Origin of the sequence: Rossellomorea vietnamensis, from assembly GCF_008180415.1 — a bacterium.
Classification (GTDB): domain Bacteria; phylum Bacillota; class Bacilli; order Bacillales; family Bacillaceae_B; genus Rossellomorea; species Rossellomorea vietnamensis_C.
Genome location: NZ_VTEI01000002.1, coordinates 446,709 through 472,337 on the forward strand (window position 1 = coordinate 446,709; position 25,629 = coordinate 472,337).

At 42.1% G+C, this 25,629-nt stretch carries 30 protein-coding genes and 1 pseudogene; 8 read left to right on the plus strand and 23 right to left on the minus strand.

The annotated features are described in order from the left end of the window. Window positions 1-5: 5 nt before the first annotated feature. On the plus strand, window positions 6-149 hold the full coding sequence (locus FZC78_RS23470) for a hypothetical protein (RefSeq protein WP_187444803.1): 144 nt from the start codon (window positions 6-8) through the stop codon (window positions 147-149). A gap of 311 nt (window positions 150-460) precedes the next feature. Next, on the plus strand, window positions 461-862 hold the full coding sequence (locus FZC78_RS04765; RefSeq protein WP_148938496.1) for a hypothetical protein: 402 nt from the start codon (window positions 461-463) through the stop codon (window positions 860-862). A gap of 102 nt (window positions 863-964) precedes the next feature. Here FZC78_RS04765 and FZC78_RS04770 read toward each other — a convergent pair whose 3' ends face one another. Together FZC78_RS04770 and FZC78_RS04775 are read right to left on the minus strand one after the other, a co-directional pair. Next, window positions 965-1,285, minus strand: a complete 321-nt coding sequence (locus tag FZC78_RS04770) for a YodL domain-containing protein (RefSeq protein WP_187444804.1) — start codon at window positions 1,283-1,285, stop codon at window positions 965-967. 94 nt (window positions 1,286-1,379) lie between these two features. Continuing rightward, window positions 1,380-2,150 carry a sporulation protein gene (locus FZC78_RS04775; RefSeq protein WP_148938497.1) on the minus strand — a complete coding sequence of 257 codons (771 nt, stop codon included), beginning with the start codon at window positions 2,148-2,150 and terminating at the stop codon, window positions 1,380-1,382. Between the two features lie 146 nt (window positions 2,151-2,296). Here FZC78_RS04775 and FZC78_RS04780 point away from each other — a divergent pair, with 146 nt between their 5' ends. Next, complete coding sequence (locus FZC78_RS04780) at window positions 2,297-3,397, plus strand: DUF2515 family protein (RefSeq protein WP_148938498.1); 1,101 nt, start codon at window positions 2,297-2,299, stop codon at window positions 3,395-3,397. A gap of 271 nt (window positions 3,398-3,668) precedes the next feature. Then, on the plus strand, window positions 3,669-3,845 hold the full coding sequence (locus FZC78_RS23475) for a hypothetical protein (protein WP_187444805.1): 177 nt from the start codon (window positions 3,669-3,671) through the stop codon (window positions 3,843-3,845). Window positions 3,846-3,951: 106 nt separating this feature from the next. On the opposite strand, the gene FZC78_RS04785 is transcribed toward FZC78_RS23475, so the two are convergent. Then, a complete protein-coding gene (locus FZC78_RS04785; protein ID WP_148938499.1) occupies window positions 3,952-4,131 on the minus strand; it encodes a YozD family protein in 180 nt (59 codons plus the stop codon). Between the two features lie 144 nt (window positions 4,132-4,275). Here FZC78_RS04785 and FZC78_RS23480 point away from each other — a divergent pair, with 144 nt between their 5' ends. Then, a complete protein-coding gene (locus FZC78_RS23480) occupies window positions 4,276-4,428 on the plus strand; it encodes a hypothetical protein (RefSeq protein WP_187442666.1) in 153 nt (50 codons plus the stop codon). A 9-nt stretch (window positions 4,429-4,437) separates the two neighbouring features. On the opposite strand, the gene FZC78_RS04790 is transcribed toward FZC78_RS23480, so the two are convergent. The 12 genes and pseudogenes from FZC78_RS04790 to FZC78_RS24825 all read right to left on the minus strand — a co-directional run. Continuing rightward, the gene (locus FZC78_RS04790; RefSeq protein ID WP_148938500.1) at window positions 4,438-5,082 is read right to left on the minus strand and encodes a hypothetical protein; all 645 of its coding nucleotides are present in this window, start codon (window positions 5,080-5,082) and stop codon (window positions 4,438-4,440) included. 711 nt (window positions 5,083-5,793) lie between these two features. Next, a complete protein-coding gene (locus FZC78_RS04795; protein WP_148938501.1) occupies window positions 5,794-6,102 on the minus strand; it encodes a hypothetical protein in 309 nt (102 codons plus the stop codon). Window positions 6,103-6,661: 559 nt separating this feature from the next. Then, a complete protein-coding gene (locus FZC78_RS04800) occupies window positions 6,662-6,883 on the minus strand; it encodes a YozE family protein (protein ID WP_148938502.1) in 222 nt (73 codons plus the stop codon). 115 nt (window positions 6,884-6,998) lie between these two features. After that, complete coding sequence (locus FZC78_RS04805) at window positions 6,999-7,286, minus strand: YokU family protein (RefSeq protein ID WP_148938503.1); 288 nt, start codon at window positions 7,284-7,286, stop codon at window positions 6,999-7,001. Next, on the minus strand, window positions 7,279-8,685 hold the full coding sequence (gene ablA, locus FZC78_RS04810; RefSeq protein ID WP_148938814.1) for a lysine 2,3-aminomutase: 1,407 nt from the start codon (window positions 8,683-8,685) through the stop codon (window positions 7,279-7,281). The genes FZC78_RS04805 and ablA overlap by 8 nt, the downstream gene beginning before the upstream one ends. A gap of 121 nt (window positions 8,686-8,806) precedes the next feature. After that, the gene (gene ablB, locus FZC78_RS04815) at window positions 8,807-9,646 is read right to left on the minus strand and encodes a putative beta-lysine N-acetyltransferase (protein ID WP_187444806.1); all 840 of its coding nucleotides are present in this window, start codon (window positions 9,644-9,646) and stop codon (window positions 8,807-8,809) included. 166 nt (window positions 9,647-9,812) lie between these two features. Further along, on the minus strand, window positions 9,813-11,087 hold the full coding sequence (locus FZC78_RS04820) for a peptidase (protein ID WP_148938505.1): 1,275 nt from the start codon (window positions 11,085-11,087) through the stop codon (window positions 9,813-9,815). Between the two features lie 757 nt (window positions 11,088-11,844). Beyond that, window positions 11,845-12,504, minus strand: coding sequence for a 3-oxoacid CoA-transferase subunit B (locus FZC78_RS04825; RefSeq protein WP_148938506.1), 660 nt, complete (start codon window positions 12,502-12,504; stop codon window positions 11,845-11,847). Then, the gene (locus tag FZC78_RS04830) at window positions 12,489-13,175 is read right to left on the minus strand and encodes a 3-oxoacid CoA-transferase subunit A (RefSeq protein WP_148938507.1); all 687 of its coding nucleotides are present in this window, start codon (window positions 13,173-13,175) and stop codon (window positions 12,489-12,491) included. The genes FZC78_RS04825 and FZC78_RS04830 overlap by 16 nt, the downstream gene beginning before the upstream one ends. Before the next feature lie 19 nt (window positions 13,176-13,194). Then, entirely contained in the window at window positions 13,195-14,508 is a 1,314-nt protein-coding gene (locus FZC78_RS04835) for an aspartate aminotransferase family protein (RefSeq protein WP_148938508.1), read from the minus strand. A 78-nt stretch (window positions 14,509-14,586) separates the two neighbouring features. Beyond that, the gene (locus FZC78_RS04840) at window positions 14,587-14,787 is read right to left on the minus strand and encodes a hypothetical protein (protein WP_148938509.1); all 201 of its coding nucleotides are present in this window, start codon (window positions 14,785-14,787) and stop codon (window positions 14,587-14,589) included. A gap of 143 nt (window positions 14,788-14,930) precedes the next feature. Beyond that, window positions 14,931-15,023 (minus strand): annotated as a pseudogene (locus tag FZC78_RS24825) (YjcZ family sporulation protein); the annotation flags it as partial. A 289-nt stretch (window positions 15,024-15,312) separates the two neighbouring features. Here FZC78_RS24825 and FZC78_RS04850 point away from each other — a divergent pair. Beyond that, the gene (locus FZC78_RS04850; RefSeq protein WP_148938511.1) at window positions 15,313-15,891 is read left to right on the plus strand and encodes a DUF502 domain-containing protein; all 579 of its coding nucleotides are present in this window, start codon (window positions 15,313-15,315) and stop codon (window positions 15,889-15,891) included. Between the two features lie 116 nt (window positions 15,892-16,007). Here the strand turns inward: FZC78_RS04850 and FZC78_RS04855 are convergent, their stop codons facing one another. The 4 genes from FZC78_RS04855 to rsgA all read right to left on the minus strand — a co-directional run bounded on the left by FZC78_RS04855 (window position 16,008) and on the right by rsgA (window position 18,681). Further along, complete coding sequence (locus FZC78_RS04855; RefSeq protein WP_148938512.1) at window positions 16,008-16,508, minus strand: PTS sugar transporter subunit IIA; 501 nt, start codon at window positions 16,506-16,508, stop codon at window positions 16,008-16,010. Between the two features lie 76 nt (window positions 16,509-16,584). After that, window positions 16,585-16,974, minus strand: coding sequence for a peptide-methionine (R)-S-oxide reductase MsrB (gene msrB, locus FZC78_RS04860; protein WP_148938815.1), 390 nt, complete (start codon window positions 16,972-16,974; stop codon window positions 16,585-16,587). 35 nt (window positions 16,975-17,009) lie between these two features. Then, entirely contained in the window at window positions 17,010-17,579 is a 570-nt protein-coding gene (gene msrA / locus FZC78_RS04865) for a peptide-methionine (S)-S-oxide reductase MsrA (protein ID WP_148938513.1), read from the minus strand. A gap of 61 nt (window positions 17,580-17,640) precedes the next feature. After that, window positions 17,641-18,681, minus strand: coding sequence for a ribosome small subunit-dependent GTPase A (gene rsgA, locus FZC78_RS04870; protein WP_252183508.1), 1,041 nt, complete (start codon window positions 18,679-18,681; stop codon window positions 17,641-17,643). Window positions 18,682-19,547: 866 nt separating this feature from the next. Here rsgA and FZC78_RS04875 point away from each other — a divergent pair. Next, a complete protein-coding gene (locus FZC78_RS04875; protein ID WP_148938514.1) occupies window positions 19,548-20,285 on the plus strand; it encodes a DUF4397 domain-containing protein in 738 nt (245 codons plus the stop codon). Window positions 20,286-20,978: 693 nt separating this feature from the next. Here FZC78_RS04875 and FZC78_RS04880 read toward each other — a convergent pair. From FZC78_RS04880 to FZC78_RS04890, 3 genes are all read right to left on the minus strand, one after another. After that, window positions 20,979-21,554, minus strand: a complete 576-nt coding sequence (locus FZC78_RS04880) for a YpmS family protein (RefSeq protein WP_148938515.1) — start codon at window positions 21,552-21,554, stop codon at window positions 20,979-20,981. Between the two features lies 1 nt (window position 21,555). Next, complete coding sequence (locus FZC78_RS04885; RefSeq protein ID WP_252183509.1) at window positions 21,556-22,383, minus strand: SGNH/GDSL hydrolase family protein; 828 nt, start codon at window positions 22,381-22,383, stop codon at window positions 21,556-21,558. A 307-nt stretch (window positions 22,384-22,690) separates the two neighbouring features. After that, on the minus strand, window positions 22,691-23,659 hold the full coding sequence (locus FZC78_RS04890; protein WP_148938516.1) for a nucleoside hydrolase: 969 nt from the start codon (window positions 23,657-23,659) through the stop codon (window positions 22,691-22,693). A 259-nt stretch (window positions 23,660-23,918) separates the two neighbouring features. Here FZC78_RS04890 and FZC78_RS04895 point away from each other — a divergent pair, with 259 nt between their 5' ends. Then, window positions 23,919-24,413 (plus strand): PCYCGC motif-containing (lipo)protein, encoded by a 495-nt coding sequence (locus tag FZC78_RS04895; RefSeq protein ID WP_286365474.1) that lies wholly within the window; start codon window positions 23,919-23,921, stop codon window positions 24,411-24,413. A 126-nt stretch (window positions 24,414-24,539) separates the two neighbouring features. Here the strand turns inward: FZC78_RS04895 and FZC78_RS04900 are convergent, their stop codons facing one another. Next, window positions 24,540-25,382, minus strand: a complete 843-nt coding sequence (locus tag FZC78_RS04900; RefSeq protein WP_148938518.1) for a DegV family protein — start codon at window positions 25,380-25,382, stop codon at window positions 24,540-24,542. Window positions 25,383-25,629: the final 247 nt, after the last annotated feature.

Consider the following 25,629-nt stretch of genomic DNA (forward strand, 5'->3'; position numbering starts at 1 on the left):
CTGCTATGGGAAAAAAACATCGCGCACGCATTAACCAGCCAAAAAAAAATAACCATATACCGCCAGAGGCAATCGTTGCTGAACACGAAGCACACGAGAAAGAGCATTCAGGAAACAAACGTAAAAACGGTCCAGGCCACAATATGTAATCAAAAAGAAGCTGACCCTGTCAGCTTCTTTTTAAATGGCACTTTTCGTAGGCTTTGTTGCTATTAATATAATCCCGAAAAAAATAACCATAATTCACCGGGATAACCTGTTAATCATGAGAGAAAAGAGCTACTCTCCCTATAAAAGAGAGAAAACCTTTGTATCCGGGGCAAATCCGGCTCTTCGGATTTTTCTCAAAACACAATTTGTGTAAGAACAGCCTTTTTAATATATTTTCCGACTTGTCCCTTTCGTACTTCTATTATTTACATAAGATGTTAATGAATCTAATAGAGAAAGGAGAAAATCAATGAGAAAACCGAAAGTGTATACGACAGGTGTCCTCAGAAGACAGCCTGATACCGTTACGGCTACCGTGAACCTTATGAATTTTTGTTCCACCGCAGATATATGGGTGGAAGTGTGGGATTGGTCTTCCTATATAAATCCTCAGAGGATTACTGTCTTAATTGGCGATAATGATGAAGTTCACTTTCCTTATTGCTTGCGTCCTAAAAGTCTTGCCGTGATGTATGCTCCTCTACAAGAAGTGACCTTTTATGAAGTCAGAGTTGTGCATGCAGCAGGAAATAACCTTATTGCCAATGCATTTGGGAGAAACTTGGATCTTGAAGCACAAGAAGGAAATACTGTACTGGATTCTCAATTCGTGACCGTCGATCTGGATTGTTTTGGACAAGCACCAGAATAAAAAAACATTAGGGACCCGGCTCGATTTACATTCTTTGAGCCGGGTCAACCTCACCTCTCTACAACAATATCTCTTTGCAGTTTCTCGCAGCATTTACTTTACCTATCTAATGATCACTCTGTTGACTTCTCTCCATCCTCCCGGCTCCAGCCTGAAATAAAAATGTCCGCGTCTTCCTTCATCAATAAAAATAATATCCCCTGTTGTTATATATCTCCCTTTATAGTCACCAGGCATCCTGTCAGGGACATTGAAGAGCCTGAAGGTCTGGTTCAACGCTTCCATTCTGTCCTGAGCGGGTACTGCCATGCGATATACTTTTTCATACCCTTTCCTTTGGCCGAATTGAGGTGTCTGAAAGATCGTGACATCATAAGTTTTAGTATATGATTTCGGACGAATGATTTTTTCGAGCAATGCCATAAGAACCCCTCCATCATTTGGTTCTTATAGAATTAGCTCTTCAGCTTGTCGAATCCTTCATCGTAATTAGACTGCTTTTGTCGAAGAAGAGAAATCAGGAAAATTGGTCCAATACTTTTTTGATTTTTTCATCCATTATAGGGAGATCGGAAGTGGAAATGGTCATTTTCACCATCGATTCGTCCATCTCAAGAGCTTCAGCCAAAAAGCCGCCAAATCCCCTTGCTTTACGATCCACTTCAAAAAGGATGGTCAAGGAAGAGGCAGACTGATTCAAGAAGACTACTTCAAGTTCATCCAGTCTGCTGCGGTACCCACCTGTTAACGGAACAAATTCAAACTCCTGAACAAATGGATTTCTGCCTCTTAAGTGCCTTGGAGCTTGCTCACAATCTGCTTTCCTTAACTTGAACCCCAGTCTCTCCAAAGAAGTAAAAATGGATGTCATCATCTCATTAGGAAGAATATCGATATAATCTTTATCCTTTGGATCAACAGCATTTTTTATATCAAGGCCTGTTGCCACCCAGACACGTGTGTTTCCTGCTGTCACAGGCGTTTCTAAAGGAAGTTCGAAGCTAACCGGAAACTGTCTGGTTTCATTTGCTTTAATCACGAATGGTTCTGATATTTGGATTTTTTCTATACACGCACTGTCTGTGTATTTTTTGTCATCAGACTCACGGATATAGGTTGTATATAACATTAAATAGATAGAATCTACTTCCTGTTCTACGCTGCCGCCTTTCACTTCCACAATACCAGACACTCGTTCTCCACCTGTATAACGCGTTTTTTCCAACTTAGTATCAACTGATGCTGCACCAATTCCGACTGAAGCAAATACCTTATTAAAAAATGACATAGCAAAACCACCCTTTTCTATTTGAATTTTTTAATGCCTTAGTGAATGAAAAAATTGGGCTCTTTAATTGAACCTGCTTTTTTCCTTACTCCCACTAATAAATACGTTTTATTACTTAAGAAAGTTTCACACTGGAGTGAATTATCATGGTTTTATCTTTGATCCAAAACCTCTTCAACTCTAAGGAAAAGAAGATCCCGATCATGGATTCGAATGAAATTGAAAAGGTAAAAAGAAGCCTTCTCCTCAATGACAGCACCCCCATTGCGATACTTTCTGATGAGCAGTTAATCATTAATGAAACCAAGAGAGAGACTCTTCTTAAAAATGCTAACAATGTCACCCGCACAAAGGCGTACCTTGATTTCTACTGCAGCCACCCCGAGATTCACTGGGCCTTTCTTGCTCATATGGTTTCGAGAAACGCAGGATACCATATAACAGACTTAAAGGGAGATCTCCTTCCTTCCATACTGAAAAGAGAAGAGGCGGAAAATTTCTTTTTATTTCTCGAAAGAGCCAATGCTTATATTTTTCACGATGCCTATCCCCAACTCCTGCTTTATCGTAAAAGTATTGAAAAAAAGAGGCCGCTGTTTCACTTACTTCCTGCTTTCGGTGTTTCGAAGGCAATGTCTGTATTCTGGGAACGCTTTTGGCAGGAAAGAAAATCGGCTGAACTATCACTCTCTTTAGTCATCAACGAACAAAACATGCTGCAAAAAAGGCTTCTTTCCAAACTGGAAGATGGATTCCTTCAGGAAAAGCTCTTGTTTCTCCTGCAGGACCGGCTTGAGTTGACAACGGTCTTCTTTCCTTATCAAAGAAAATTGAAATACAAAAAGCCCTTTCTTCTTGCCGGCACTAGTATTTCTCATTTTGAACTTCCAGGAAAACGAATTGAAATCGGAAAAAAATTGTACAGTATTCTATTCCTGAAAAATATCGTAAAGCAAACCTCCTTTCAATACGCTGAGAGCACCCCTCATACGGGCTCAAGAAGCGACTACTGGCCGGAAAGTTATTCTTCATGCTCTGCCGATAATAAAAAAATTTACAGCCCGCATCTAAAAAGCGTCTGGAAGGACATTACTCATACCTTTTCCTCTGAGGATTGGCTGGACAAAAAGACCATTGGGCATTTCGATGTCCTTGAAACCCTCTCCCCTCACCGACATTTTGACGTTACGGTACAGGCTGGAATTTTAGTGACGCTCGCCACAGAGTTGAAACATTTTTCTACATGAAAAAGCGCAAGCGCCTTGATCAGCCCCGACAGGCAAATGTTCCCTGGAGAAAAAAAGGCGGTTTTTCCTTTTATTCTCCAGGGGTTATTTGACCCCGAGGGGCTAAGTCCGTTCCGGTGGGTACGGACCCTCGGCCGCTGGAACTGGATTCATTAAAAAGCGGAAGCGGCCCGTTCAGCCCCGACAGGAAAATGTTCCCTGGAGAAAAAAAGGCGGTCTTTCCTTTTATTCTCCAGGGGTTATTTGACCCCGAGGGGCTAAGTCCGTTCCGGTGGGTACGGACCCTCGGCCGCTGGAGCTGGATTTATTAAAAAGCGGAAGCGGCCCGTTCAGCCCCGACAGGCAAATGTTCCCTGGAGAAAAAAAGGCGGTCTTTCCTTTTATTCTCCAGGGGTTATTTGACCCCGAGGGGCTGGCCGCTGGAGCTGGATTCAGAAACGCTGCCTAATTTTCGATATAAAAATTTTATTTTTTTCTTATCTATAGAAAAAGGCTTCCCGGTTAGAGGAAGCCTTTCGTATGTAACAGAGACATAATTTCTGTCTCATATAGAATCAATACTCATCATCGTCCGGATCTTCATCGATGATGCATTTTTCAATTAAATATTCAAACGTAATGTCAGCTATCTCCTCTAATTCTACTTCCGAGGGTACATACCCTCTGCGAACAAGTTCCTGAAAGAAAAATTCTGCAATTTCTTCCGTATCGATGAACACTTCGATTTCACGCATAGTATCGCCCCCTTGTACTTCAATCTATGAAAATCTTAAGAAAGTTATGCAAGCTGAATAAAGTTTTCATATACATGCCTGGACAAGCATAAAGTGAGGATACAAAGAAGAAATTATATCATTTTATACAAAGGAGAATGGACGATGGATGCAGTCAAAACACTGAAAAGTTTCGTAGAAGAGGATATCCAAAATGATGATGGACTGATAATGAAAGGGATGGAGCGATTGCTGAGTTGGATGCTGAAAGCTTTTTTCATCCTAAGCTTTCCAGTGTTCCTTCTTTGTTTATTGTAATACCTGTCTCTAGGTTACATCTGAATTTGAATTTAGGTGATTCTTAAGCTGATCGACAATAGAATTCATTTTTCGTTTATATTTTTTATCATTGAACAAATAGTATAAGGCTTTATAATCATTGTAATGATCAAGCAGCCTGTCGACAATGCTGTCATCCTGATATCGAGGAGAAGGCAGCAATGCTTTTTCTTGTTTAACAGGAATAACGATTCCATATTTTTTAATAAAGGTTTCCGCTTGATCATAGTCTGCAATAAGTGTCAATTCATCTTCATCGGCTTCCAGCCATTCACCATCGTTGATTCTGGTCAATTCATAAATGACATCTTCCCATGCATCTTCTTTATATCTCCAAATTTCTGTCCGAAAACCCACCACTTTAAATAAGTCATTATCATAGCCTTTCACTCTGACTAAATCCCCAAACAAAAATTTGTATTCAATATCGATCTGCTCCTGTTCAAGTAAATAGCCATCATACTCATCAAGCAGCCTTAAACAATCCTCCTTGAAAAGACCTTCACTTTCATTGACTTCGTATACATATTCTCCTTCGAGGAGCTTTATATTAGTCACTTTTCCTACTGTCCCATAAATCGTTACAACTACCGTGTCCCCCGCTTTAAATTTCGGTTGTTTTCGCTTGCCCATTTTCTCCCCTCCCCGTTTAGCTTATTTGTTATTATCATATGCAAACCCATAAATAACGCTCATCATTGCAGCCTATTGAGACAGGATTTTTGTCAATCATTTTATAAGGCTCTTTTCGCAAACTTTGTTGCTATTTGATACTATTACCGAAAAAACAATCATTTTAAGAGGGTTAAACACTGGTAACACTGAAAAGAAAAGAGCTGCTCTCCTCGATAAGAGTTAAAACTTTTAATATCCAGGGATATGCGAAAACAGCCTTTTTAAATATTGGCGTTCCATAGAACTCTCCCCGTATTACCTGATAGGAAACTTCACAATAAAAAACAGTCCGCTAAGAGCGGACTGCGGCCTTCACTGTGTGAGGTTAATATTAATTGAATCGTAAATACAGAGCTCAAAGTCCTGGTTTCTTTCATTATATTGATGGACCCTTCTTACCTGACTATTCTACCCGGTGCTTATCTACCGAAGTAATTTGAGATTCATATAGAGGAGTGTACTCTTCATACTTCTCAAGCCCGCCATCAGCCTTACCATAATAACCTCTTATGTTCTGGAAGCTAAGACCTTCATCTGGCAGCGGCATCAATTCTCTGATTTCAATTTTATACAGGCCGTTTGGCGATTTATTGGATTAGACTGTGGAAGCTTTGATACCGGAGGCTTCCTCTGCACTGATTTCAGCCTATCCTTCTTTACCAGAGAAGTTCACTTCAACATTCGCAGCAGAAAGTCGTGAACCGTCATTGTTAATGGCCTGATCAAGATGTCCTCCTTTGTACTTGATTCTGACTCAGAAGGTCCAAACCAAAACGCAGACCCTTTCTCTACAATTTCAATAGAAAATTGATCATTAGGAGAAGAGCTTGCCTCTAAAAGACGCTCTTTGAAATACCTATCATAAAGGAATCCTCCCCTACCGGTAATGATAGGAGCAATAACAAGAATTACCGCCCATGAAAAACAACCCCAGTTTGCCTTTATCCTGCCAGACGAAACTGCGTCCACTTTATTCATAAGGCAAAACTCCTTTTCCAAAGGGCATTTTTTTATAATAAATTAATTCCTCACATGTCCACTATGTAAAAATGAAGATCTATATAAAAGGCTGTTTTCGCAAAGATTGTAGCTGCTTTAAACGAAGTGGATGAAGGTAAAATGGCATCCTGAATCACTAATTAATTTGAAAAAATCCTAGACTGTTTTCGTATTTAATTTCCTCTTGGCAGTATCATCCTCCGGACACTAAGAGTTCTCTCTCTAAACGAGGAGCAGCTCAATTCTTTTGGCTTAGCAGAATTTAAAGCCGTTCTCTTACGAAGATAATATAGAACAGCAATAAATTTTACGAAAACAGCCATATAAAAACAATGACTCATATGTTTTCGAAAGCTGAGTGCGGTACATTAAATGGTGAATTTCTCATGATGATGTACCTCGCCCGCGAAACTATAATACCAAAAGCTCCCTCTAAAAACCAAAGCCCGATTTAGTTCTGCTGCGTTCCCCTGAATTTTCAAAACCCTTTTGAAAAGCAAAAAACCGCCTATGGCAACAGGCAGCCTTTTAATCTCTACTATTTTTCTTCAATCAGGTATTGCTCCCACGCTTCATCAAAAATCCGCATGCTCTCCAGGTACAGACCGTTCAATTCCAAGTATGAACTCACCTCATCATAATCTTCAGCCTGCTTCGGGAAGGCCAGGTCATCGTACACATTATTAGCTAAGGCTGTGAGTTCATCACGGTCAGTAGGCTGACGGTATTTCATTAAGAAGTGGTAAAATGATTTTCTCATAGTAATCTCCTGCCCTGTTAAAACTGTTTAGTATCTATTGCTTCATACACCTTGGTTCTTTTGTATTAGAATACATAAACAAACAGGAAACGTAAAGAGAAACGCAGAAATCAAATCAGTCAAATCGGAAATAGTTTCTTTTCAGTTTCCTCTCTATTTTCATCAAGTCACGATAAGAAATCTTTTCTCCAAGCGGTTTTGTGTCAATCAGCAGCAGCTGGTCCTCTAATTCAATTGTAACCGCTTCCTCGGTAAAGACTATACCGCAGCCGCTGCAAAAGACTTGTGGGGTTCCTGTAATCTCAATAGCCCTTGATCCGTCGGGAAGTTCCCAAAAAACCGGCCCTCTGCTTCTATATGCTTCTTCTTCCCCGCACCATTCGCACTCAAACCTTTCAATCATCGGAAGAGTCTGCCTTATCCATTTTCTTAAGCTGAGCCTGGTACTTTTTCTCTTTTAAAACGTCCCTTTTTTCCCGAAAGTCCTTCAGTGATTTATGCTCTGGATTAGTGACATAATTCTCTCTTCTGTCCTGCCTGTGCAGCCCCTCAGGGACGAGTGTGGATTTGGATTCATTCAGAAGCCCGGTAATCCCTATGGAGGATTCAAAATTTTTCAAAGGATAGATAGAATTAAAATATTCGTCTGCCCTGCCCGGTGTATAATTTTCCGGCTCTGGATAGGTCGTGATAACTCCCTCAAAGTTCCGGAGAACCACTTTTCCTGCACTTTGCGAAATAAGATAATTAGGCTGAAGGGCAATTTTGCCCCCGCCCCCCGGCGCGTCCACTACAAAGGTCGGTACGGCATATCCGGATGTGTGGCCCCTTAAGCCTTCAATGATTTCAAGTCCTTTTGAAACAGGAGCTCTGAAGTGTCCGATCCCTTCAGATAAATCACATTGATAAATGTAATAAGGGCGGACTCGGATTTTCACGAGATCATGCATCAGTTTTTTCATGATAGGTACACTGTCATTGATTCCAGCGAGAATGACCGCCTGGTTCCCTACAGGAACTCCTGCATCAGCAAGCATTTCACAAGCTTTTTTGGCTTCCTCGGTGATTTCAAGGGATGTATTGAAATGGGTGTTAAGCCAAACGGGGTGATACCTTTTCAGGATGGTACAAAGGTTTTCCGTGATTCGATGCGGAAATACTACCGGTGCTCGAGTGCCGATACGAATAATTTCCACGTGTGGAATTTCCCTTAGATTCTTCAGGATGTATTCAAGGATTTTGTCATTAATAAGCAGGCCGTCCCCGCCTGAAAGCAGAACATCCCTGACCTGAGGGGTTTCCCGTATATAATTGATTGCTTCATCCAGCTGCTTCTTTGGGACACCCATCCCGATTTGGCCGGAAAAGCGCCTTCTTGTACAATAGCGGCAGTACATTGAACATTGATTGGTGACAAGAAAGAGTACTCGGTCAGGATACCTGTGAGTAAGTCCGGGAACAGGGGAGTCCTCATCTTCATGCAGAGGGTCTTCCATATCATATTTCGTTTTGTGAATTTCCTTTCCTATTGGCACCGACTGCATCCTGATAGGACAACGGGCATCCTGTTCATCCATGAGCCAGGCATAATAGGGAGTAATATTCAGCGGAATGGTTTTCGTGGAGATTCTGACTCCTTCTTCTTCCTCGGGAGTCAGGTTGATCACTTTCTTTAAATCATCCAGGGTCCTGATTGTATTGGTCAGCTGCCAAATCCAATCATTCCATTGTTCCTCCGTGACGTCCTTCCATACTTCTATGTCCTTCCAATGTCTCTTAGGTTTATATAGATCATTCAACATTTGAAGCACCAACCCTTCTCCATCATTTCACCAGACTGACAGCCCTTCCACAAACAAAATTCTAGTTACTTCTAGGCTATGATGGGCCAGGAAAAATGGTTTCTGGTTTTATAACAAGATTTTATAAGGCACTTAAATCCTTCCACCAAATGTTCATATCCTCCATTTTGTCATATATATAACAATTGTTCACAAGCCTGCCTCCATAGCGGTACCCAAGATGCCTGAATGCGGCGTTCATCCCGAACGAAAGCGATCTGGCTATTGTATAAGCACAATAGAATTCCTGCTTTATCAGTTCTTCTTCCAGCCCGGTCAACAGCTGTTTCATCAGGCCCCCTCCCCTGAAAGCAGGAAGTGTGGCACAATCAGTGAGTTCTGCACTTCGAAGGCACTTGTCGATTTCTGCAGACGCAGCACTTATGATTTCCCCGCTCTTTTCTACAAATAAAAAAATGGTTCCGCTTTCAATCGATTTCCGGACATACTTCTCATCCTGCAATGGGACCGGATACACAGGGAAGACCTTTTCATAGAGGCCGGCCAGCCTTTCAGCATCTTCGATATCAGCTCTTTGAAGACTGTAGGCGTATAAAGGATACTTATCCTCAGTCTTCAGCTTTTGAACTTCCGTCAAGATTCTGTTGGACTTTTCCCAGCCAGTGCTCATCTTTCTCTGGACCGTTAAAAACTTCGCCAAAAAATAGGCATCACTTCCATGAAAGTATCCGTTAATATTGGCCTCTAACTCATAGCCATTTTCTATAAAAAAGTGGAGATGTTCACGTCGGGACTTGATAATCACTTTCTCTGCAGCGGCCTCCTGTGCAGCTTTATTTATCATTTCATTGATTTCATCTAAATTCCCTGAATAACCGTCAAGCCTGATTCTTTCATTGAAAGAATCACAATAGATTTTGACGCTCGCTCTGTCTCCTTTGATTTCTTTAATGTATTGCATCCCTCTCCCTGCTTTCTTCATTTAGAAATGTGATTGAGGCTTTAATTATTTTTGATAATGAATAGCTGTTAATCTCCTTAGATTGTAAACTCCTTAACTACTTTTTAGGCACACTGGATAACCAGCTTAGGCATGCGCCTTCTGGAACACCAATACTTCCAACAGTTTATTCGTCTACAGCGTCTGATACCTCACACCATTTGATGATGGCAGAGGCAATCACTTCTGCTGCCAGCAGAATCTTGGGAACTTCAATGTATTCATTTGCATCATGAGCTGCTTCTGTTGTACCTGGCCCGAATACTATCACGGGGATATTTCCTCCCTTTGACAAAATTCCGCCGTCTGTTCCCCACGGGGAAGCTTCAATGACAGGATCTGAACCAAACACATCCTGGTAAGCATCTTCCATTACGTCCAGGAAAGGATGGTCCGGCTCAATACTTCCCGGCTGCCATCTTCCTCCAAACCATTCCAGCAGGACCGGATGATGCTCAAACCAATTATCATAGTCTGAAAGTTTCTTCAGAAAAGATTCCAATTGTTTCTCCACTTCTTCCATCGTTTCATCCGGACCAACACCAATTCTCCCCTCTACCACTGCCAAGTCAGGGACTGAGGATGGCCATTTGCCGCTTTCAATTTTTCCGACGTTGATTGGAAATGGGATTGGTATACTTCTATATAGGGGATCTGCCACCTTTTCATTTCTCTTTTGCTCCAGCTCCTGCAATGCCTGTAAAACCGTTACTGCTTTCTCAATGGCATTCACGCCCTCATACCGGGTTCCTCCGTGTGCCTGTTTACCTTTTATAGAAAGCCTGAACCACATGGAGCCCTGCTGCTTCGGAAACAGCTTCAAGTTCGTTGGTTCAGGAATAATGGCTGCATCTGCTGTGTAGCCTCTTACCAACGCTGCCAAGGTTCCAGTCCCGCCGCTTTCTTCTTCAATTACACTCTGAAAGATGATATCGCCCTTTAATTCAATTCCATTTTCTTTTAATGCTTCAACTGCCAGCAAAAGGGCTACTGTCCCGCCTTTCATGTCGGTCGATCCTCTGCCAAAAACCTTTCCGTTAAGGTACTCTCCGCTATATGGATCGATATTCCAGGCAGATTCATCTCCCTCTGGCACCACATCAATATGTCCATTTAAGATGATGGACCTCCCGCCGCCTTTTCCTTTTATCGATCCAACAACATTTGGGTTTCCCTGGAACTCTTCACGATCGCAGCGATAGAATGGATGGTTCGCAATTTCCTTTTTCTCGATTTCCCAAATGTCCAATTCCATTCCCAATTCCCTGCATTTTTCTATAATTACCGCCTGCGCCTTAGATTCATTGCCGCGGACACTTTTTTCCTTAACAAGTTTTTGCAAGAGACGGACAGCCTGCGTTTCCTGGCTGTGGATCCATTGTTTGACCGCATTATTGTCCATTTCTTTCACATCCTTCGTTGTTGATAGGGTCTTTACTTAATGTTCTTTACCTAACCTGTAAATTTGTGTTCAGGTACACTTTGAGGCTTTTTTCACCGCGAAATGTCTTTTAGAATGCTCCCTTGGAACACTTGAGTGCTTTTTTTATGGCGAAGTGGCTTTTATAAAGTTCCTATGGCATACTTGGACCCTTCTTTCCCAGCGAAGTGGCTTTTACAAAGTTCCTATGGGACACTTCGGCGCTTTTTACGCGGCCAAGTATCTTTTACAAATTGCCTATGGCATACTTGGATCCTTCTTTCCCAGCGAAGTGTCTTTTACAAAGTTCCTATGGGACACTTCGGCGCTTTTTACGCGGCCAAGTGTCTTTTACAAATTGCCTATGGCATACTTGGACCCTACTTTCCCAGCAAAGTGTCTTTTAAAGAGTTCCTATGGGACACTTCGGCGCTTTTTACGCCGCCAAGTGTCTTTTGGAAAGATTCCATGGAACACTTGAGTGCTTTTTTCATGGCGAAGTGTCTTTTAAAAAGCTTCTATTGTATACATGAACGCTACTTTCCCAGTGAAGTGTCTTTTACAAAGTTCCTATGGGACACTTCGGCTCTTTTTACTCGGCGAAGTGTCTTTAGAATGCTCCTTTGGAACACTTGAGTTCTTTTTCCCTGGGGAAGTGTCTCTTAGATTGCTCCCTCGGAAACACTTGGGCACTTTCCAGACGAATTCTTTTCATACCATGGTTCTTAAACTCAAGAGTTCAAATAAAACCTAGATTGTCGGCTGCTTCAAAAGCAGCTTCTGTGTTTTGGGTAATGTCACTCAGTGTATAGGGGCGAAATATTTCCAGGAGCCTTAATCCAGTTTCGGTTGTCTCAAATACCCCCATGTCGGTGATGATCATATTCACACAGCCTTTGGCAGTCAACGGGAGCTTGCAGTCTTTCACAATTTTGCTATTTCCATATTTATCGCGATGGGCCATCAACACAATCACTTTTTTGGTTTTCATTGCTAATTCAGTTGCTCCCCCCATTCCAGGTACTTTCTTGCCCGGAATGATCCAATTAGCAAGATCTCCTCTTCCGCTGACTTCAAGTGCGCCCAGGATCGTCAGGTCAAGCACCCCCCTTCTAATGATGCTGAAGGCCGTCAAGCTGTCAAAATAACTTCCTCCCCGTTGGAGAGTGACCGGAAAGCCCCCGGCGTTACAGAGGTTGGGATCTTCTTCTCCTTCTGCCGGTGATTTTCCAATCCCAAGGATTCCATTTTCTGCATGAAAGAGAATGTTCTTCACTTCTTTTACATGGTTAGGAACTAACGAAGGGATACCGATTCCAAGATTGACGACCATTCCATCGCTGATTTCTTGTGCCGCTCTGGCTGCCATTGCGTTTTTCTCCCTTACTCCCAAGCCCACTTCCAGTCAACCCCTTTTGAAAGCACAATTTTATCAACGAAAACTCCTGGTGTAACAATTTCCTCAGGATCGAGTTCTCCCGGCTCTACGATTTCTTCCGCTTCCACAATCGTGAAATCGGCAGCCATTGCCACTAAAGGATTGGTATTTCTGGCGCTTTTATCATAGACAAGGTTACCAAACTTATCAGCCCTTTTTGCATAAATTATACCAACTTCTGCCGTCAGCGCTGTCTCGATCAAATATGTTTTTCCATTCACATCAAGGGTCGCTTTATCACTATTTAAAAATGGATCATCCCAACCCACATCCGTTATGATGCCGTATAACCCGCTTCCTCCTGCTCTTATCCTTTCTGCCAGGATGCCTTGCGGGGAGAATTCAACTTCTAATTTTCCTTCGCTCATCAGCCTTCCTGCAACAGGATTGCTTCCAATATGAGATGCGATCACTTTTACTGCCCTTCCTTCAGAAACCAGCTGCCCTATTCCAATTGAAGGAAATCCTGTGTCGTTTCCAATCAAGGTTAGACCAGATAGATTCCATTGCAGAATGTGCTTGATAAGGGTTGGAGGGGACCCCACTCCCCCAAAGCCTCCGAACATCAGTGTCATTCCATTCCGAAAATAACCTTTAATCTCCTCGTAATCACTGACCTTATGCTCCGCCATGATCTTCCCTTCCTTCAATTCATATCACTGTAATAGCTTTAAACGTCCTTTCTAATCGGGCAATAATCTCATCAATTTCAGGTATGGTGATCGTAAAAGGGGGAGCAATCATTATTGCCGACCCGCTTCTTCCATCAATTCCCGCAGCTGCTGGATATAAAAGGAGACCTTCCTTTTTGGCACCCTCCACCAAAATTGAAGTGAAGGCAGAATCTATTTTTTTCCCATTGACTGACCCGGCGAATTCAATTCCAATCATCAGCCCCAACCCCCGGACATCACCGATAAAGGAATAATTCTTCTTCATTCCTTTTAATTCATTCTGCAGGTAATAAGCTTTCTCTCCAATCCCTTCAATCATTTTCTCTGATTTTATAAGTTTGAGAACAGCCAGGGCCGCGGCACTGGAAAGAGGGTTTGCACTGAAGGTGTGTCCGCTCATGATGACTTGTGACCCCTGAAGGATGGGTTCGAGCACTTCGTTCATAACGAGAGCAGCCGCAATCGGGGCGTAGCCTGCACTCAAGCCCTTTCCAAGCGCAACTATATCCGGTTTGATCCCCCAATGTTCCATAGCCAGGAATGTACCGGTTCTACCGCAACCTGTCATCACTTCATCCGCAATGAACAGAATCTCATACTTTTCACAGATCTCTTTGATGACCCTGAAATATTCCGGCGGTGCGTTGATCGCTCCCCCTGCCGCTCCGATGACAGGCTCCGCAATGAAGGCAGCAACATTTCCTTCTCCTATTCTTCTAATCACCGTTTCTAACTGCCTGGCACACTGAACATTGCATTCGGGATAGGTCTTGCCAAATGGGCATCGGTAACAGTAAGGGGGTTCAACGGCAGGCCAGTCACCCACAAATGAATCAAACCTTTCCCTCCTGACAGGGTGGCCAGAAGCTGATAAAGCCCCAAAGGTAATTCCGTGATAGCTTAACCATCTGGAAATCACCCTCCGTTTTGAGGGTCTTCCTTTTTCCTGCCAGTGCTGGATGGAAATCTTCACAGCCGTTTCAACTGCTTCCGACCCGCTGTTGACAAGGAAACACCAATCCAACCCCGTTTCTTTTGAAAGAAGGGCAGCAAGTTGTTCACTTGGCTCGTTCGTGAACTGCGAACGATACACAAACGAAACCTGCTGCCCCTGCCTGTAAATGGCTTGCAATATTTCTTCAATACCATGACCAATATTAGCTGTCACTGCTCCGGAACATGCATCCAAGTATTCAAAACCTGCCTTGTCATAAAGAAAAACACCCTTGCCATAGTCGACTTCAGGATAAACCTCAGATAGCATCGGTTTGATTAGGTGCGAATGAGGCATGAAACCCCCTCCTGATTTGTATGAAGTTCTGCTCTTACTAATACTTATGTTTGAACAGGAGAATCTTTCTAGAAAAAGTTAATATAGGAGAGGAAGCTTTAATTCTATAATGATCAACTCAAGCAAGAAATCAGTTTGACTATCCGGGTGCAGATACTGGCGAATATGAGAATCGAAACTGCCAGAATGGCTCGCTGACTGTCCGGATTCCACAAGTCTATAATTCCATGTTGCCTGAACAGCTCTCCTGCCAGCCAATCTTTTAAATTGAATATCCATCCTCCCATTAAAATTGCTGAAACCATAAATATTTAAGGACCTATGTAATCCACTCTGTTTGAAAAATATTATTTTTCAGCAAAAAAAGACCGATGAGACATCGGCCTGTTCTCGTATTACTTCATTTCATATTTAGATTAATATCAGCCTTTAGGCGCGTAGCAAACTGCCCCGATAATGATCAATAAAATAAACAGCACAACAATCAACGCGAATCCACCCGCATACCCTGCACCAGCTACAGGTGCTGCAGGATAAGCATAACAACAATTGTCATATCCGTAATGCATAAAACATATCACTCCTCGGATTTATTTCTGTTTCACCATTACTCTATGTAGCAAACGCCTAATGTGTTTGTGCTTTTGCCCAATTTCTGTTCACTGCAGCCACCAGCAGGCGATGTTTGTGCTGCCCCCTTCCCCAAAGCATCTATTTGCTTTATACTTACAAAATAGTAATCAAGGAAGTTCAATTGGATTTCAAAAATACTTACAAACTTATATGAATAACAAGGAGATCAGGATGAAGTACTTAATAAAAAATTTCTTTAACGGTGTACTGACCATTTTGCCAATTGGTTTGGTGATTTACGTAGTTTATAAGCTTTTTATTTTTCTAGACGGTCTGCTTGGGAATGTACTCAGACCCTACATGAATGAGAATTATATTCCCGGTATTGGCATATTGGCAACGGTAATACTGATCACGCTCCTTGGATGGCTTTCCACAAGATTCATAACCGGTTCAGTCATCAAACTGCTTGATTTTACTCTTAAAAAAATTCCTTTGGTTAAGACTCTGTACAGCATCATTAAGGATACAGTACATTCGTTTATAGGTGATAAGAAGTCGTTTTCACAGGTGGCGCTTGTTACTCTTCCCGGTACTGGAATGAAATCTCTCGGCTTCATCACCTCAGAAGAGCTTGAAAAGTTCCACGGCCACCTTCAGCCATATGTCGCTGTCTATATTCCGCAAACTTTTCAGGTGGCCGGATTCACTTTTTTAGTTCCGAAAGAAGAAGTGGAGATCATTGATGTCAGTCCTGAAGATGCCATGAAGTTCATTTTATCCGGCGGCATGACATCCTCAAAAAAATAAGAAAGTCTAAGTGGTTGTGATCTTCATGATCTGGATCTTCATGATCTGGTCCGAAATAATGAACTAGTCGAAAAAAGCCATAAAAAAAGAGCTGAAAATTTTTTCAGCTCTTTTTTTTATTTTGCAGAAACCGTCATTACTTGGCTTTCCCCGGCTGTTACATCTCCTGTTTCTGCTTTCTCAATTGCCTCAAAGTCATCTCCATTTGTAATGATGACAGGTGTGATGGTACTCTTCGCTTTCTCTTTTACAAGATTGATATCGAAGGTCACAAGAGGATCTCCTACTTTGACTTTTTTCCCTTCAGATACATGGGCTTCAAATCCTTCTCCATTCATGGAAACTGTTTCAAGTCCGATATGGATGAGAAGTTCAGCACCATTTTCAGCCTTGATGCCGACAGCATGTTTGGTTGGGAATACTTGAATGATCTCTCCATTTACAGGTGAAATCACTTTTCCTTCCGATGGCTCGACAGCAATACCATCACCCATCATTTTCTGAGAGAATACAGGGTCCGGCACCTCTTCAAGGTCAAGCAGCCTGCCAGTTAGAGGAGAATGTACATTGATGGAAGTTGGTGCTTCTTTTTTTTTTCCGAATAGCTTCTTAAGCATTTCAATCAACCTTTCATTGTCTGAAGTTTGTCATAGATTATGTTTTAAAGGAATGATTCAATCAGCCTCACATCAATCACTCAAAGAGTTTATTATATTTGCCATACCCCTCTTTTTCAAGGTCTTCCTTAGGAATGAACTTCATTGCTGCTGAGTTGATGCAGTATCTGAGCTGATCCGGACCTGGACCATCATCAAAGACGTGACCGAGATGCGAGTCACCAGATTTGCTTCTGACTTCCTTCCTGACCATGAAGTGGCTGTAATCCATCTTTTCTTCTACTTCCTCTTCTGTGATCGGCTTTGTAAAACTTGGCCATCCGCAGCCTGCATCATACTTATCTTTGCTGCTGAACAATGGTTTGCCGGAAACGACATCAACATAGATACCGTCACCGAATTCATCCCAATATTCATTTTTGAAAGGAGGTTCTGTTCCATTGTTTTGTGTTACCTCATACTGCATGGGTGTTAACTCTTTTTTTAACTCTTCCTTTTTCTTCACTGCTGCTCCCCCCAATGCTTTTTGGTAAATGCTTTTCGGCCTGAACCGATACTGTATCTTTGATAATGCGAAGGGTTCTTCTTGTAGTACTGCTGATGATAGTCCTCTGCTTCATAAAAATCTTTGGCCGGCAGGATCTTGGTAACAATCGGCTTTTGAAACTTGCCGCTCTTAGCCAAGTCCTGTTTCGATTCTTCCGCTGCTGTCCGTTGATCTTCATCATGATAGAATATGGCCGTTGTATAGGATTGTCCCCTGTCAAAAAACTGTCCGCCTGGATCAGTGGGATCTATTTGCTGCCAGTAAAGTTCCAGCAATTTCTCATAAGGAAACTTTTCCGGATCATAGGTGATTTGGACAGCCTCATAATGGCCTGTTGTTTCTGAACACACTTCGCGGTAAGTTGGGTTTTCTTTGTCTCCGCCGGTATAGCCGGACACCACATTCAGTATACCCGGCATTTCCTCAAACGGCTGAACCATGCACCAAAAGCAGCCGCCTGCAAAGGTCGCTTTCCGAGCCTCAGGAGTTTCCTTCATTACTCTCATCCTTTCTGCGTTCTCCATAACAATATTCCCTTTATTGCATAATTCTAACGTGAAAATGAGTAGAGGTAAAAGAATTAGATTACCGTTGGCCCATTCTGTTTTGCGTGGTCTTCTTCCACTTCTTTTTTTCAAGAGATTGAAGGCGTTTATCCGCTCTTCTTTTGGAATATTGGATTTCCCTCTGCAGCTTTTGATAACTCCTATACCGCTCTTCTTGCAGAAGTCCTTGTTGGATTGCCTGCCTGATCGCACATTGAGGTTCTTCTTCATGTGTGCAATCACGGAACTTGCACAGTTCTGCATATTCTTCTACATCCCCGAACTGAGTGGAAATCCCTTCATTGCCTTCCCACATTTGGAGCTCTCTCATACCGGGTGTGTCAATGATGAACGCTCCATTTTCCAGAAGGAACATCTCCCTATGTGTTGTCGTATGCTTTCCCTTGCTGTCTTGTTCTCTTATCTCCTTTACAGCCTGCAGGCTTCTGCCTGCCAAACTGTTCAACAATGTGGATTTCCCTACCCCTGAAGATCCAACTAACGCAGCTGTTTTTCCTATAGCCAAATAAGGAGTGAGCTCTTCCAATCCCCTTTTTTCTATTGAAGAAACCGGAATAATGGGTACTCCCATCGCGACTGCCTCCACCTCGGCAGCCTTTTCGATAGCGTTGTCACATAAGTCCGCTTTGCTCAGAATCAGCACCGGACTCGCACCGCTTTCCCAGCAGAGAAGCAGATATCTTTCAAGCCGATTGATATTCAGGTCTCCGTTCAATGATGAGACAATGAATAAAAAATCGATATTGGAAGCGATGATTTGCTCCTCTGCTTCATCTCCCGCTTTCTTTCTGGAGAATTTGCTTGAGCGCGGCAGCACTTTCTCAATCATCGCCTGTTCATGCTCCAAAGGTACGAATCCTACCCAGTCTCCAACAGCTGGCAAACCCTCAATTGTATGCGTCTGATAGTAAAATTTCCCTGGTAGCTTTGCTTGAAACTCTCCATAGAGAGACAGCAGCGTGTATACTCCTTTATGCTGTGAAGTCACTCTTCCTATTTCAAGAGCTTCATCCTTCAACTGATTGGCCTTTTCTAAAAAAATCGTCTCTAATCCGTTCAAATTGTTTCCTCCTAATATATCCGGTCTTCCGGAAAATGAACACACAAAAAAACCATGGCATAGGACACGGCCATGGTTCATATGCATATCGAAGAAACAGTTGAATCTTAAGATCAACCAGATATCATGATACATCCGCACATTGAAAACAGGCCGTGTCAGTAAAATCAAAAACAAAGTACAAATTAGATTTACTCATAACACATCACCTGCTTTCTATTTATTAATACTATTATGGCATTATTCACCATAAATGACAACATTTTTATTAAGACTGTATTCGCATGGCTCTTTTCGTAACATTTGTTGCTATTTTAACTTCATGAGATAACTGCTTTATGTTCTGGTAAGCCAAAAGAAATGAACTGCTCCCCCCACCCGATTAAAGAGAAAAATCTTAGTATAAGGAGGAAGACCATCTTATCGAAAGCAAAATTAAATACGAAAAAAGTCTTGGCTTTTTCCCTATTAATTGTGCTGATTAGAATGCGAATTCCCCATCATGCCCTTTACGCAGGAGGATCTTCGCTGCAGGCGTACGACCTCCTGCGGGACAAGCGTGTCTTTTATTTCCAGCACCCAGCCCCTCGGGGTCGTCCGCCTGGGGCGGAAATCCATATCATTTTAAACAGCCATAACATTTGAAAGAAAAGCCCTTATTTATTAAGACAATTCCCTTCTCAAGCCTTATTTAAGTTGCACAGTACTATATTGAGGTCAATGGCTTGGAGCATCTGCAGCTTAAATTTATCACGGTAGAAATGCCGTTAATGAATTGAACTCTTTTATAAAATCTAGGTGTTTTCACCAATTTTCCCAAAGGAGCATAGGGTATTGAAGTAAATTCAAATATAGGAGAGAGATGAATGACAAACAGAGAAGCCTATCTTCAGAAAGCTGCCATGTATGATTTGTTATCCATGTATTTTAAATATTCCGATCCCCGGCTGCACATACATTATTATCAAAAGCACTTGAAGTACATGCAAAAAGGGGTTCACAGTATGAGAGACCATCAACAGGAACGCCCTGCCCAAGTAAGGGTCCTTCATGCAGTCCCTGATGCACCGAATGTAGATATATATGTAAATGGCAATCTAGTCTTGAGCGATATTGCTTTCAAAGACATCACCGGATTCATGCCGCTTCCTGCCGGAAAATATCATATTGATATCTACCCTGCCGGCACAAGCGTCAGCACCGTCATCAGCAAAAAAGTGACGGTGGAAGCAGGAAATATTTATACTCTTGCCGCAGTCGGGCAAGGAAACAAACTGCAGCTTCTTCCATATGTAACGGATCCGTTCGTTCCTCACGGTGAAACAAAAGTGCGCTTTATCCATTTGTCACCAAACGCTCCAGCTGTCGATATTGCTGTTGCCAAAGGAGATGTTATCTTTCCGAAGGTTTCGTTCAAGCAAGCAACGGATTATCTAGGTCTGACGCCGATGACTGTTAATCTAGAGGTGAGAGCCGCCGGCACCAAGGATGCTGTACTAAGTGTTCCGAATGTTTCTTTACAGCCTAATCAGTCCTATACTATTTTTGCGGTTGGCCTGCTAAATGATTCTCCAGAATTGGATGCACTGTTAGTTATGGGGTGATGCGAACTCAGGCCGGATATACGATTAGACTGTGCTCTTATAGTTGTACATTCGGAAATTCCAGACTATGGACATAAGAGCCGTTTTTTTCCTTCTGAACAGGATATTAATCCAAATTAAAATTTTAAGCTGAATTTTGAAAAGCGCTTTATAGACTCAGGAGAGATATTCTTCTTGGCCGAACGCTGGGGGGATATAGAGAGAAGGTCACCCTTGCGATTCTTGGAGGCCAAACTCTGCTGGTTTTGAGTGAAATGGGCACCTAGAGTCATCCTAGCTGCCCTATTCCCATTAGTTTTGAGAGCAATCGGCATTTAGCGCCATCCTAGCTGCAGATTTTCTGCTAACAAAAAGGCTGTTTTCGCATATATTGTTGCTTTCGGAAAAATCCCAAGAGCCGGATTTTTCCCCGGATACTAAGGGATTTCTCTCTAATCGGGAACGCAGCTCTTTTCTTTTCATGATTACCAGGTTAGTAAGGTAAAATATAGTTAGTTTTTTTCGGAATTAGTATAGAATAGCAACAAAGTTTACGAAAAGAGCCAACAAAAAAGAAAATGACACCAAGAGAAAATCTAGCTGCTCTAACTCCGATGCAAATGATTGAAGTAGTCACCAAGCGAGTGTAATTGCGATATCTCCATAAAAAAATAATGGGGCTGCGGCACCCCATCATTTTTGTGTATAAAGAATTTAGTCTACCGGAACCAGCATATTAAAGACGATATCATCATTCTCCAAGTCGAACTTTTCTGCGCGAACCTGCAGATCACTCTTCATTTCCAAGTTTTGCAGCGAAACATATATTAACTCTTCGTTTGGCTGGATTTTTATCCATTCTGGGAACTCATATGAATCCCGTATGATCTTTAACACATGCTCTACAGGCAGCTTCAGGGCTCCCACCGAAATCGAGTCCTGCTTCAGGAGTAAATCACCATTCTCCAAAGCCCTAGGCTCAAATGTCATCTTAAAGTTTATTTCACTGGTAAAGACAGGCACCGCTCCATTTAGTACCACCTGGTCATCCAATACGACAGAATAATCCACAGGTGCAGTGAATTCATCCTCAATATAATGGTCGATCATTTGATTTAAATCCTTCTTGGTCGCTCTAATCTGGAAAGCGACATCCTCTCTCTCATTAAGACTTTCTTCAGGCAATGCATCATCCTCTATCGGAACCATCAACAGAACGGCAAAGAACAGAAGCACCAAAATGTTAAGTCCCAGGAGAGTAAAAAAGCTTGCCTTCCATCTTTTTTTCATATCAAAGCCCCTCTTCCCCGACAATAAATTCACTTTGAGTCAACTCTGCTAACGTTTCCCGTTCAGTCAGTTCCTCAAACATTCTCTCCGCCATTAATTCATACCCGTCATCATTAGGATGAAAGTAGTCGCCTTCAAACAGCAGGCTGTCCTGTCCTTCGATAAAAATTTCATTAATTTTGACAAAGGCTGTCCTATCATATTCAGCCAATACTTCTTCACTAAGCAGATTCCAGTTCAGGATGATTTCATCAACCTCTTTAATCTCTGAAAACCACGTATTGAAAGGGTTATAGATACCGACCAATACAATGCCGCCGTCAGGGTTGTACTGCCGGATAAGTGTCAGGATTTCTCGGAGGCGGTCAGCATAGTTAACCATTTCTTTATTAAAGACAGCAAGATTTAAATCATAGAGGTTTTCCTTAAATACCTTCATGACATCATTCCCGCCAATGGTAATGAAAACCAGGTCAGAGTCTGAGATGGCACTGCTAACCTCTTCACTTTTCAACCTTTTCAATAACTGATCGGTTCGATTCCCTCTTACGCCATAATTAGTGAATTCAGCTGTTTTAATGGAATCAAGTCTTTCAAGATCGGACTGCAAGAATGGAACATATCCACCACTTTTGGTGCTGTCTCCCACCCCTTGTGTCAAGGAATCACCGATTGAGACAATCTTAATATCTTTCGGTATGAAGTCCGCGGGCGGCTGTTCCTTCTGCAGTAAGCTATGGGTGACTTGCGGATGCGGTTCAATATTCTCACTGGAGCAGCCTGAGATAACTAGTAGAATGAACAAGAGAGAGAAGAGAATTTTTTTCATAAGACAGATCTCCTCTCTTTTTGTGGCTGTATTCGAATAAAATTGCCGCTTAGGAAAATAACCATGATCCTTAAAAAGAAGAAGCTTTTTCAAGGCTTGCTTACCAGGATATTTCAAGTAAGCAGGAGGATGCTTCCTCATAGTTATTTAGGGCAGCAACACTTTAGAATAGGCTCTTTTGTTTTCATTATATCATGAGTATATATTGAAGTCCGACTCTTTTTGCTTCGCTGCTTTCACAAACCTGCAGCACCCAGTGCATTCTGCATTCTATCCCGCAGGACTGCCGGGCTTCTTTCATCAATTTTTAACGGGCAGGAGGATTTTTAAACGTTTGAAACACATCTTTTATGAAACGGCTGTAGTTAAAATTGACAGCAACGTTATGAGATTTCCACTCTATTTTTTCTGTGCTGTCCCTGAAATCGCCTGAACTTTGACCGAATGTAATGCCCAGGTTTACTTCAATTTTCACAGGAACCTTCACAAATTCCATTTCAGAATCACGCTTAATCGACCAAAGAGCAAGAAGGTCATGCAGCGGACTCCCAGCTAGTTCCGGATATGTTTTCTTATAAAACCTCTGATAATAATCTACCAGCGGTTTAATAATACCCCCCACTTTATCACCTGTTTGCTTAAAGTAACTATCCAGATCGTTTATCATTTGAGGCGTGAAGAGAGCATACTTAGTGACATCCAAAGGTACAATGTAGACAGGCTTCGGGGACAACTGCAAGACGATATTAGCGGCATAAGGATCTCCGTAAATGTTAGCTTCTGCTACAGGGGTGATGTTTCCGGGTACCCCAAAAGCCCCTCCCATGAGATAAAAATCGTTCACGAGCTTCATCGTTTCTGGATAAAGAATAAAAGCAGCAGCCAATGACGTAAGCCTGCCTGCACAAAAAATGGTAATGTCATGCTGATATTGTGTAATGATGGTTTTCACTTCAAAGAAATTTTCTAATAAAGTTTCATCTGCATGATGATTTTCAGGAATAATCGGGCCTAGTCCCGCTATTCCATGTATCTCTGGAAAGTATTGCGGCAGCTCCCCTGTCAAAGGAGAAACAGCCCCTCCAATCACCGGCCTTTCTGCACCTGTCAACGTTTGAAGGTAGGCCACATTTTTTAAAGCGATTTCCTTTGAGACATTTCCGTAATCAGCCACGATGCCCACTATCTCGATTTCTTCACTATAGAAACCATAGAGAAGGGCTATAACGTCATCCACTCCGAAATCAGAAAACAGCAATACTTTTTTTCTTGCCACTCATCACCACTCCTCATCCTGAGATTAAGGCATTGCAACGCCTTTTCCAATTTTGTCAGAGATCCTACTGATTATGTTAAGCCATAAAGACATATAGCTGGGTGTGACTAATCGGCATTAACACATAACTAAGTTATCCCTCTAGAAAACAAGTTCACGTGACAAAGTTGTAACAATTGCACACTTATATACCACTGAAAGGTCCAAGCTGTTATGATAAAAACATTAAATAAAGGAAGTGATGAATATGCAAAAAGGGATAGCTTTATATATTGTTAGTCTGGCAGTGCTGATGTTATTCATAGCAGGGTGCAGTCCGAATGAAAAAAACAACACCGCGTCTTCAGAGGATCATGAGCATCACCATGAGGAGCTTGCTAACGGAGATATAAGAGAAGAGACAGCAGGACCAGAACAGCTGCCGTCTTTTTTAGATGATAAAGATGAAAACATTCAGCTGGTCTATGCCTCGGCTGCTCAAAATCCGGAATTACTGGAATACATTCCATGCTACTGTGGATGTGGAGAGTCTGCCGGGCACATGAATAATCTGAATTGCTTTGTCCATGAAATTGTGGATGATAAGGTCATATGGGATGATCATGGCACAAGGTGTCTTGCCTGTCTTGAAATTGCTGCCGAATCCATTGTGATGCATAAAAAAGGAGAGTCCATCAAAGATATCCGAAATTATATTGATGAAAAATATAAAGAAGGATATGCAAAGCCGACTCCGACACCGATGCCTTCTTAATGAGGAATCTTTTGAGGTAACAGATACACATTGAGCAGAACGATTGATCTGCTGCTGCCCCCTCGCAGGCTTTCCTATCTGCTAAAATAAAGGAAGGTTCCATCTTATTGGAACCTTCCTTTTTGTTCAATCTGTATAATACATAAAGCCGATCGCACCAGGACCTGTGTGGGTGCTGATTATCGGAGTCGTATCCTCGATTTCGATAGCTTCATAGCCTGTTAATTCAGTGATCCGGCTCTTCAACTTCTGAGCGAGATCCAGTCCATCTGCATGGACAAGTCCTACACCGCGGATTGTCTTTCCTTTTACATCTTCCACAAATTGGGCTGATAAATATTTAACCACCTGTGAATGGCTCCTGACTTTTGCAACAGGAGTATATTCTCCTCCAGCCAGTGAGGCAATAGGCTTGATGTTCAGGAGAGACCCGATCAAGGCTCTTCCTTTTCCTATCCTTCCGCCTTTAACAAGATTCTCCAAAGTATCCACTACCACGAATAGATTGGTTTCATTTCTAATCTGATCCAGTCTTTCCAGAATGTTTTCCAGGCTTTTCCCATCCTCCGCCATCTTGGCAGCCTCTATTACCTGAAAGGCAAGAGCTTTAGAAATAAAACGGGAATCAACGACTTTCACATTCGCAGAGCTCATCTCAGCTGCACTTTCAGCAGATCTTACCGTGCCGCTCATATTCCCAGTCATATGTATAGAAAGTACAGTGCTTCCGTCGCTGCCCAATTTGTCATATAATTTCACAAATTCTCCTGCAGGGGGCTGCGAGCTTTTGGGAAGTTCATTGGACTGCTTCATCTTCTCCATAAATTCTTTTGGAGTGATGTCAACCCGATCAAGAAAATTCTCCCCTTCGATCGATATTGAAAGAGGGACTACGTGAATGCCGTAGGTTTCAATTTCTGCTTTTGAGAGATCAACTGTAGAGTCCGTTACAATTTTTATGTCTTTCATTTCCACACATCCTTGTCTCGTGTATGCTTGTATTATACCTTGATATGCAACCGTTTTAAAACATTTTACAGTATGAGCAGCTTCTTTTTTTGAAACGGTGATTTTAATAGGTGATTTCAGTAAGACTTCTTACTATGTAATCGGATGGTGATTTCCTCTTCAGGAGAAAGACTGGATAAATTGCTTCTTACTGAAAGATCCCAAGAGCGGATTTTTCTTCCGACACTAAAGTTTTCTCTCTAAACCG

What these genes read in the sequence shown, in the direction of transcription:
- FZC78_RS23480 (WP_187442666.1), top strand. Translation starts at nt 4,276, where the DNA reads ATGGATGCAGTCAAAACACTGAAAAGTTTCGTAGAAGAGGATATCCAA.
- FZC78_RS04830 (WP_148938507.1), bottom strand. Translation starts at nt 13,175, where the DNA reads ATGGCGGAGCATAAGGTCAGTGATTACGAGGAGATTAAAGGTTATTTT.
- FZC78_RS04900 (WP_148938518.1), bottom strand. Translation starts at nt 25,382, where the DNA reads ATGAAAGACATAAAAATTGTAACGGACTCTACAGTTGATCTCTCAAAA.
- FZC78_RS04775 (WP_148938497.1), bottom strand. Translation starts at nt 2,150, where the DNA reads ATGTCATTTTTTAATAAGGTATTTGCTTCAGTCGGAATTGGTGCAGCA.
- msrB (WP_148938815.1), bottom strand. Translation starts at nt 16,974, where the DNA reads ATGCAGTATGAGGTAACACAAAACAATGGAACAGAACCTCCTTTCAAA.
- FZC78_RS04850 (WP_148938511.1), top strand. Translation starts at nt 15,313, where the DNA reads ATGAAGTACTTAATAAAAAATTTCTTTAACGGTGTACTGACCATTTTG.
- FZC78_RS04765 (WP_148938496.1), top strand. Translation starts at nt 461, where the DNA reads ATGAGAAAACCGAAAGTGTATACGACAGGTGTCCTCAGAAGACAGCCT.
- msrA (WP_148938513.1), bottom strand. Translation starts at nt 17,579, where the DNA reads ATGGAGAACGCAGAAAGGATGAGAGTAATGAAGGAAACTCCTGAGGCT.
- FZC78_RS04785 (WP_148938499.1), bottom strand. Translation starts at nt 4,131, where the DNA reads ATGCGTGAAATCGAAGTGTTCATCGATACGGAAGAAATTGCAGAATTT.
- FZC78_RS04880 (WP_148938515.1), bottom strand. Translation starts at nt 21,554, where the DNA reads ATGAAAAAAAGATGGAAGGCAAGCTTTTTTACTCTCCTGGGACTTAAC.
- ablA (WP_148938814.1), bottom strand. Translation starts at nt 8,685, where the DNA reads ATGTTGAATGATCTATATAAACCTAAGAGACATTGGAAGGACATAGAA.
- ablB (WP_187444806.1), bottom strand. Translation starts at nt 9,646, where the DNA reads ATGCAATACATTAAAGAAATCAAAGGAGACAGAGCGAGCGTCAAAATC.
- FZC78_RS04835 (WP_148938508.1), bottom strand. Translation starts at nt 14,508, where the DNA reads ATGCCTCATTCGCACCTAATCAAACCGATGCTATCTGAGGTTTATCCT.
- FZC78_RS04780 (WP_148938498.1), top strand. Translation starts at nt 2,297, where the DNA reads ATGGTTTTATCTTTGATCCAAAACCTCTTCAACTCTAAGGAAAAGAAG.
- FZC78_RS04795 (WP_148938501.1), bottom strand. Translation starts at nt 6,102, where the DNA reads ATGAATAAAGTGGACGCAGTTTCGTCTGGCAGGATAAAGGCAAACTGG.
- FZC78_RS04805 (WP_148938503.1), bottom strand. Translation starts at nt 7,286, where the DNA reads ATGATTGAAAGGTTTGAGTGCGAATGGTGCGGGGAAGAAGAAGCATAT.
- FZC78_RS04875 (WP_148938514.1), top strand. Translation starts at nt 19,548, where the DNA reads ATGACAAACAGAGAAGCCTATCTTCAGAAAGCTGCCATGTATGATTTG.
- FZC78_RS04820 (WP_148938505.1), bottom strand. Translation starts at nt 11,087, where the DNA reads ATGGACAATAATGCGGTCAAACAATGGATCCACAGCCAGGAAACGCAG.
- FZC78_RS04770 (WP_187444804.1), bottom strand. Translation starts at nt 1,285, where the DNA reads ATGGCATTGCTCGAAAAAATCATTCGTCCGAAATCATATACTAAAACT.
- FZC78_RS04800 (WP_148938502.1), bottom strand. Translation starts at nt 6,883, where the DNA reads ATGAGAAAATCATTTTACCACTTCTTAATGAAATACCGTCAGCCTACT.
- FZC78_RS04840 (WP_148938509.1), bottom strand. Translation starts at nt 14,787, where the DNA reads ATGGATATTCAATTTAAAAGATTGGCTGGCAGGAGAGCTGTTCAGGCA.
- FZC78_RS04885 (WP_252183509.1), bottom strand. Translation starts at nt 22,383, where the DNA reads ATGAAAAAAATTCTCTTCTCTCTCTTGTTCATTCTACTAGTTATCTCA.
- FZC78_RS23470 (WP_187444803.1), top strand. Translation starts at nt 6, where the DNA reads ATGGGAAAAAAACATCGCGCACGCATTAACCAGCCAAAAAAAAATAAC.
- FZC78_RS04855 (WP_148938512.1), bottom strand. Translation starts at nt 16,508, where the DNA reads ATGCTTAAGAAGCTATTCGGAAAAAAAAAAGAAGCACCAACTTCCATC.
- FZC78_RS04790 (WP_148938500.1), bottom strand. Translation starts at nt 5,082, where the DNA reads ATGGGCAAGCGAAAACAACCGAAATTTAAAGCGGGGGACACGGTAGTT.